This is a genomic window from uncultured Amnibacterium sp. (genome assembly GCF_964245895.1).
GTDB lineage: Bacteria > Actinomycetota > Actinomycetes > Actinomycetales > Microbacteriaceae > Amnibacterium.
Map to the genome: position 1 here is coordinate 1 of NZ_CAXTOQ010000198.1, position 5,431 is coordinate 5,431.

Annotated in this window: 4 protein-coding genes; all 4 read left to right on the top strand. The window is 74.1% G+C overall.

What is annotated here, in order from left to right; all coding sequences use genetic code 11:
* Positions 1–108 precede the first annotated feature (108 nt).
* Positions 109–1,503 carry an FAD-binding oxidoreductase gene (locus tag ACFE60_RS17390; RefSeq protein WP_375390117.1) on the top strand — a complete coding sequence of 465 codons (1,395 nt, stop codon included), beginning with the start codon at positions 109–111 and terminating at the stop codon, positions 1,501–1,503.
* 46 nt (positions 1,504–1,549) lie between these two features.
* On the top strand, positions 1,550–2,707 hold the full coding sequence (locus tag ACFE60_RS17395; protein ID WP_375390118.1) for a PrsW family intramembrane metalloprotease: 1,158 nt from the start codon (positions 1,550–1,552) through the stop codon (positions 2,705–2,707).
* 196 nt (positions 2,708–2,903) lie between these two features.
* On the top strand, positions 2,904–4,526 hold the full coding sequence (locus ACFE60_RS17400) for a DUF1800 domain-containing protein (protein WP_375390119.1): 1,623 nt from the start codon (positions 2,904–2,906) through the stop codon (positions 4,524–4,526).
* Between the two features lie 16 nt (positions 4,527–4,542).
* Positions 4,543–5,431: DUF1501 domain-containing protein (locus ACFE60_RS17405; RefSeq protein WP_375390120.1), on the top strand; the 889-nt coding region annotated here is incomplete at its 3' end.

The following is a 5,431-nucleotide window of genomic DNA, read 5'->3' on the forward strand; positions in this document are numbered from 1 at the left end:
TCCGTGACGGTCTCGCTGCGGCCGTCGTCCGGATCGGCGTCGGGATGCTCACGATCGGCCATCCCGCGAACCTACGGGCGACCTCCGACGGCTCCTTAGGCTGACCGCATGCCGTTCCTGGAGGACCTGGCCGCCGCCGTCGGGCCCGCGATGCGCACGGACCGGGCGGAGCTCGATCGCGTGCGCACCGACCGAAGCGGCTGGACCACGACGGAGGCGCCGCTCGCGGTCGTGCGCGCCCGCGGCGTCCCCGACGTGCAGGCGACGCTGCGGCTGGCCTCCGCGGCGCGGACGCCGGTCGTGCCGCGCGGCGCGGGCAGCGGGCTGGCCGGCGGTGCCGTCGGGTCGGCCGGCGCGGTGGTGCTCGACGTCAGCGGCATGGACCGGGTGCTCGCGATCGACGCCGCCGACGAGACCGCGGTCGTGGAGCCGGGGGTCGTCACCGACGACCTCGGCGCGGCGCTCGCGCCGCACGGCCTCTGGTGGCCGCCGGACCCGGCGAGCCGCGCGATCTCGACCGTCGGCGGCAACATCGCCACGAACGCGGGCGGGCTGCTCTGCGCGAAGTACGGCGTCACCCGCGAGAGCGTGCTGGGTCTCGCGGTCGTGCTCGCCGACGGCACCCTGGTGCGGCTGGGCCGCCGGACCGTGAAGGGCGTCACCGGCTACGACCTGACCGCGCTGCTGATCGGCTCGGAGGGCACGCTCGGGGTGGTGGTCGAGGCGACCCTCAAGCTGCGGCGCGCGAGCACGGCCCCCGTCGTCACGGTCGGCGCGACGTTCGCGGACGTGCGCGCGGCCGCGGCCGCCGCCGCCGCGATCACCGCCTCCGGGCTGCGCTGCGCCGCGCTCGAGCTGATGGACGCGGCCTCCTGCGCGGCGATCGACGCGCTGGTCGCGGCGGGGGAGGGCCCGGCGGGGGACCTGCCGGCGCTCGCCGGCCGCGGCGCCTTCCTCCTGGTGCAGACCGACGGCGGTGCCGCGGCGGGCGAGGCGGAGGCGGTGCTCCGCCTCGTCGCGGCGGCGGGCGGCGAGGCGACCGTCGCGCCGGACGAAGCGGCGGGAGCCGCGCTCGTCGCGCTGCGCCGGGCGGCGCACCCGGCGTTCACCCGGCTGGGCGAGGTGCTGATCGAGGACGTCTGCGTGCCGCGGTCCGCCCTGCCCGACATGTTCGAGGCGGTCGAGGGCATCGCGCGGCGCACCGGGCTGCCGATCCCGACGATCGCGCACGCCGGGGACGGCAACCTGCACCCCAACATCGTGATCCCCGCCTCCGTGCCGCACGCGCCCGGCGAGATCCCGGAGATCGTCTGGTCCGCGGCGGAGCAGCTGTTCCGCACCGCGATCGACCTCGGCGGCACGCTGACCGGGGAGCACGGCGTCGGGGTGCTGAAGCGACGCTGGATCGCGGAGGAGCTGGGCGACGACGTGATGGCGCTGTCGCGCCGGGTCAAGGCGGCGTTCGACCCGCTGGGGGTGCTGAACCCCGGCAAGGTGTGGTGACGCGGGGCTCTGCGATCGCCGAGGCGGCTGCTGCCACCATGTCCCCGTGACGGACATCCGCCAGGCGCCGGTCGGGCTCGCCCCGATCGGCCCAGAGACGCACACCCCCGGCCATGCGGCGCGCGGCGTGGCCGCCGGCCTCGGCATCGCGCTCGGTGCGCTCGCCGCTGCGGCGGTGCTGCTGTACCTCGTGTCCGCGCTCGGCACGCTCGGCGTCGCGATCGCCGGGATCGCTGCGCTGATCCCGTTCGCGATCGTGCTGCTGACGATCCGGTGGATCGACCGGTGGGAGCCGGAGCCGCGGCCCGCGCTGGTCTTCGCGGTGCTGTGGGGCGCCGGGGTCGCGGTCGCGGTCGCCCTGATCTTCGATCTCGGCGTGCAGATCGCGCTCGCCGCGACCGGCGGGCGGCCGGACGACTTCGTGCAGGCCGTCGTGCAGGCGCCGCTCGTGGAGGAGTCCGCGAAGGGCTTCGGCGTGCTGCTGCTGTTCTGGGTCAACCGGCGCCACTTCGACGGGCCGGTCGACGGCATCGTCTACGCCGCGAGCGTCGCGGCGGGGTTCGCGTTCTCCGAGAACATCCTCTACTTCGGGCGGACCCTCGTCGAGAACGGCATCGGCCCGGAGTTCGTGTTCACGTTCGTCGTGCGCGGGATCTTCTCCCCGTTCGCGCACCTGCTGTTCACGGCCTGCACCGGCTTCGCGATCGGCAAGGCGGCGGAGCGGGGCGGCGGCGCGGCAGCCGGGTTCGGCGCGTACCTGCTGGGCCTCATCCCGGCCGCGCTCCTCCACGCGCTCTGGAACGGCGGCCTCTCCCTCGCCGCGAACACGGTCGAGTACTACCTGTTCGTCGAGGTGCCGATCTTCCTCGGCGCGCTCGCGGTCGTACTCGTGGTGCGCGCCAGGGAGCGGTCGATCACCCGCGCGCGGCTCGGCGAGTACGCGGACGCGGGCTGGTTCAGCCCGCAGGAGGTGGCGCTGATCTCCACCGCGGCCGGTCGCAGGCAGGCGCTGCGTTGGGCGGCGGCGCAGCGCGACCCGCACGGCAAGAAGGTGGCGATGAAGCGGCTGATCGCCGACTCCACCCGCCTCGGCCACGCGCGGCAGCGGCTGATGAAGGGCCGCGCGACGATCGGCCGCACCCCCGACGAGCAGGAGCTGCTGGCCCGCATCGTCGCCGACCGGCAGGTCCTCACCACCGCCTGACCTTCCTCGTTCAGGCTCGTTCCGCGACACGCCGAGCTCCGCGGCGATCCGGCCGGCGCGTCCCGAGACGAGCCTGAACGAGGAAGCGCTCCCGGCTGGCGGAAGACGCGGGCGGGAGCGCGCACCGCCGCCGTGTCGTCCCTGCCGCGCGCACGCCCCTCCTTATGGTGGCGGCCACCGCACCGGGAGGGGACCCATGACGGACACGCACGGCACCGACACCGCGGAGGCGCAGCCCCGCTCCTCCCGCCGAGGGCTGCTCGGGCTGGGCGCGGTGCTCGCGGTCGGCGCCGTCGCCGGCGAGTCGCTGGTCGGCGCCGCGGACGCCGCCGAGGCCGCCACCGCCGCCACGAAGGTGCACCACGGCAGGCAGTACGCGTCGGCCTCCCTGGCGGCGAAGGCGGCGGGGAGGGCGCGATCGCGTCTGTTCCCGCACGACCCGGCCGCGCACCTGCTCCGCCGCGCCACGTTCGGCGCCCGGCCGAAGGACGTCGCCGACGTGCGGCGGTTCGGCATCGACGGCTGGCTGCAGCGGCAGCTGAACCCGTCGTCGATCAAGGACACCCGCGCGAACAAGGCGGCGGCGGTCTTCCCGCTCGAGGGCGCGAAGCCCGCCACGATCATCCGGAAGACCAAGCAGTACAGCTGGGACGCCATGATGGCGACGGCCCAGGGCACGCTCGCGCGGCAGGTCTTCTCCGACCGCCAGCTGTACGAGATCGTCGTCGACGTCTTCGCCAACCACCTGCACGTGGCCGTCCCGTCGGAGCAGTGGCACACGTCGCCGAGCTACATCCACGACGTCATCCGGAAGCACGCGTTCGGCCGGTACGAGGACATGCTGCTCGCCGCGATGAAGCACCCGGCGATGCTGAACTACCTGAGCAACGACCAGTCGAAGCCCTCGGACGTGAACGAGAACCTCGGCCGCGAGCTGCTCGAGCTGCACACCGTCGGCCGCACCGCCGGGTACACGGAGAAGATGGTGCGCTCGAGCGCCCAGATCCTGTCCGGCCGCACCCTCGACTACGACACCGGGCAGTACTTCTTCCAGGCCCCGAACCACTGGACCGGCCGGGTCAAGGTGCTCGGGTTCTCCAGCTCGAACAATTCGATCTACAAGGGGGAGGCGGTCGGCGACGCGTACCTGCGGTACCTCGCCCGCCACCCCGCGACCGCCCGGATGATCGCGCGCAAGCTCGCGACGCGGTTCGTGTCGGACGCCCCGAGCGCGAGCCTCGTGAACCGGCTGGCGCACGTCTATCTGGCGCACGGCACGAGCATCAAGGCCGTCGTCGACGCGATCTTCAAGTCGAGCGACTTCTGGGCCGCGGTCGGCGTGCGGATGCGCCGCCCCCTCGAGGACGCGGTCGGCACCCTCCGCGTGCTCGACGTGCAGCGCGCGCCGAAGATGGCGACGCCGCTCGGGTGGCTGTACTGGAACCTGAACGACGCCGGGCACACGCCGTACGGCTGGGCGCCGCCGAACGGCTACCCCGACGTCGCCGCGGCGTGGCTCGGGGCGGGAGCGATGCTGCAGCGCTGGAACCTGCACCGCGCGTTCGTCTACGGCTGGTGGGACCACCTGGGCTGGACGAAGCCGTCGAACCTCGTGCCGCGCACGAAGACGCAGACCGCGTACCAGTGGACGACGGCGGTGGCGAAGCGCCTCACCGGCACGGTCCCGTCGAAGACCCACCTGCTGGCCGCCGTGCACGGCGCCAAGCTGCGCGCCGGCGGCGCTGCCCCGACCGACGACTGGACGTGCGGGAAGATCGCCGCCCTCCTGCTCGACTCGCCCTACTTCCAGCTCCGCTGACACGACAGGAGACGCGATGACGACCGCGATCGACTACTCGGACGACGTGCTGCGCACGCTGCACCCCGACTGCCCCGACTGGGAGCGCCTCGGCCCGACCCGGCGCGACGCCGCCGTGCGGGCCGCGGCGGAGGCGCAGCGGGTCGCCACGGCCGGCCGGGACGAGGCGTGGGCCGGCGGCTTCAACCGCCGCACGTTCCTGAAGGGCGGGCTCGGGGTCGGCGTCGCGACGCTCGGCGCGCAGTTGGTCACGAGCCGCGTCTCCTACGCGGCCGCCGACGAGGCGCAGTCGGGCACGCTCGTGGTCGTCTTCCTGCGCGGGGGCATGGACGGGCTGTCGATGCTGGTGCCGGCGAACGACCCGAACCTGCTGAAGAACCGCCCGAACATCGGGGTGCGCGCCGGGTCGCTGATCCAGCTGGACACCGCGCGCGGCTTCGGGCTGCATCCCGCGCTGTCGCCGCTGGCCCCGCTCATCAAGGACGGCCGGGTCGCCGCGGTCCCCGCCGTGTCGACCCCGGACCTGACCCGCAGCCACTTCCAGGCCCAGGACTGCCTGGAGCGCGGCTCGAGCAACAGCCTCACGTCGGGCTGGCTCGACCGCGTGCTCACCGCGGCCGGTCCGGGCACCACGTTCCGTGCGGTGGCGGTCGGCGGCAACACGCCCCGGTCGCTCGTCGGCTCCTCCGGGCCCATCGCGATGCACGACCTCGACACGATCAAGCTGAGCGTGTCCGACTCCGACACGAAGGCGACGACGGAGGCGATCCAGGCGCTGTACACCGGCGTCGACCACCCCATCGCGAAGCAGAGCCGGCTGGCGCTCGGTGCGCTGCGCACCGTGAAGGCGATCAAGTCCGCGCAGCCCGCGGTCGACGCGGTCAAGTACCCCGGCGGGAACTTCG

What these genes read in the sequence shown, in the direction of transcription:
- ACFE60_RS17390 (WP_375390117.1), top strand. Translation starts at nt 109, where the DNA reads ATGCCGTTCCTGGAGGACCTGGCCGCCGCCGTCGGGCCCGCGATGCGC.
- ACFE60_RS17400 (WP_375390119.1), top strand. Translation starts at nt 2,904, where the DNA reads ATGACGGACACGCACGGCACCGACACCGCGGAGGCGCAGCCCCGCTCC.